The following is a 2,170-nucleotide window of genomic DNA, read 5'->3' as shown; positions in this document are numbered from 1 at the left end:
GTGTTCGATGCACCCGGGTTGGGTGGCGACGCGGTGGTAGCACCCGCCGACGGATTGTCGGCGTTCGTAGCGTTGGAACCCGCGGGGTCGTGTGCAGGTGCGGTGCCGGTCTCCACTTGCGGCACCGACTCCGGCTGTGTGGGCGTCGTCGGCGATGCGGCCGTGGTCGGCGCTGTGGACGTGGCGGGGGATGCGGGCGATGTCGGGGTGGTCGGTGATGTGGTAGCGCTCGCGTTGGTGTCTCGTGGCGTTTGTGTATTGGTGGGGGCGGGGGTGTTCGATGGCGGAGGCGTGCCGTTGTTCGGTGCCGAAACAGGCTGCGTGGGAGCTGGTTTCGCGTCGGGAGCGGACGGGGAGGTGGCTTCGGTCGGGCCGGGCGCTGCCGCCGGGGCTTCACGCCCGGGCGTAGGCGGTGCATCGCGGCCGACGGCCGGGCGTGGTCCGGGGGTTTCGGGCGTCGGCGACGTCGGTCCGTCGAGGAAGCCGAGATCGAGCAGTGAGGCCCAATCCCCGTCCGGCGGTAACTCGCTCAGGCCGCCACCGCGTGCGGGGCCTCGCGGCCCGGGACCGGCGGGGGGCAGTGAACCGCCCTGCGTCGCAGCAGGTTCCCCCGCGAAGGTCACTCCGCCGCCGCCGAGGTCCCGCGCGGCGGCGACGTGCGGGCCGGTGCCGCCGGTGCCGGGCATCGGGCCCTCGGCGTTCATCATCGGTCCCAGTGCGCCGCGCACCGCTCCGGGACCGCCCTCGAGGCCGGCCCCCGCACCGACGTGAACGACGTTGCCCGCCAGGGCCATCAGTGGATTTCCGGCATCGCCACCGATCGCGGCCGCGGGCGGTTCTCCGGTGGCGGAGCCGGATCTGCCCGGCATACCCGCGGCGGGCGCGGCCGACTCGGACCCCACCGCCCCGGACTTCATATGGTCGAAGATCTTGGCCCACACATTGTTCTGCCCGGACCCGGCCGGACGTCCTCCCCCGGACGGGCCTTCCCCACCGGCAGGAGACCCCGACCCGCCCGCCGAAGGCGACGCCGGAGGCGACGCGGCGGTCCCGGGCGGAGCCTCCGTGCCACCCTGCAGCCCGGCGAGCATCCGATGCGCCTCGGCGTCGGCCATCTGCTGCCACTGGTCCACGCCGATCTCCCGATACCTGCCGGAGCCGCCCGGCGCGTCGGGAGCATGCGTCGCGGCGAACTCGAGCGCACCCGGGCGGGCCTCCGGAGCGAAGTCGTCGGCCCGCACAGTGCGCGCGAACTCACCCGCGATCTCGTTTCCGGCCCGGACCATTTCAGGTGACAACTCCGGGCGCGGCGCGTGCCCGTCACCCCCTGCCGACTCGATCCGGGGTCCGGTCGACTCGATCGGGGGTCCGTCGGAATTCCCCTTGATCGGTTCCGGACCCGGCGACCGGGCAAGGCTTTCCGAGCTTTCCGAGGTAGTGCGCGGTACCACCTCGCCGGGCAGCCGCATCCGCGCCGCCGCGCGGGCGGCGTGCAGGCCGATACCGAGCCCGGCCGCCATGCCGCCACCCGCGCCCACGAGCATCAGTTCGGCCAGATTGACCTCGCCGCCGGTCAATTCGTGCACCGTCAGGCCTCCGGTGAGCGCACCCGCTGCGCCGCTGAGGCCACCGGCGGCCAGCGCGGCGAGTGCCGTCGGCATGGGCAGGGCGGCATCGGCGGCCAGACGTTGCAACCCGGGCGCCACCCTCCGCGCGACCAGCCCGCCGGTCGCGCCGCCCACGCTTCCGGCGAGAGTCGCGATTCCGACGTCTTTCCAGTTCATCTCGGTCACGCGGCCCGGCTCGCCCCGGCCGTTCACGATCTGGGCGTACTGGGCCGCGGCCGTCGCCCCGCCCATGGACAGCGCCCCCAGCACGAGCCCGCCGGCCGCCGCCGCCAGATGCGGGAACGCCTCCCTGAACGCCGTGCCGCGTTGCACCAGCCAGGTGAGCGTGCGGCGCCGCGCCTGCCCGGCAGCGATATCGGCATTGATGCGGGCGGTCAGGGTCTGTGTGCCGATACTCCCCGCGATGGTCGCCACCATCGCGATGCCGATCGCGCGCAGCGTGTACTGCTCCAACTCGACAGTGTTCGCCGACTCGTACATGAATCGCGCGAGCGCGTCGAAAGCCTCCGCCTGCGCGCGGCCGTTCTCGATCTGCTGCCCCA

At 73.5% G+C, this 2,170-nt stretch carries 1 pseudogene; it reads right to left on the bottom strand.

Annotated elements, in window-relative coordinates:
- Positions 1-2,170: pseudogene (locus QH470_RS00770) on the bottom strand (hypothetical protein); the annotation flags it as partial.

The sequence above is a fragment of the Nocardia wallacei genome (assembly GCF_029868745.1).
GTDB classification, from domain to species: Bacteria; Actinomycetota; Actinomycetes; order Mycobacteriales; family Mycobacteriaceae; genus Nocardia; species Nocardia wallacei_B.
The sequence above is the reverse complement of the archived record's forward strand: the minus strand, read 5'-3'. Positions and strand labels throughout refer to the sequence as shown.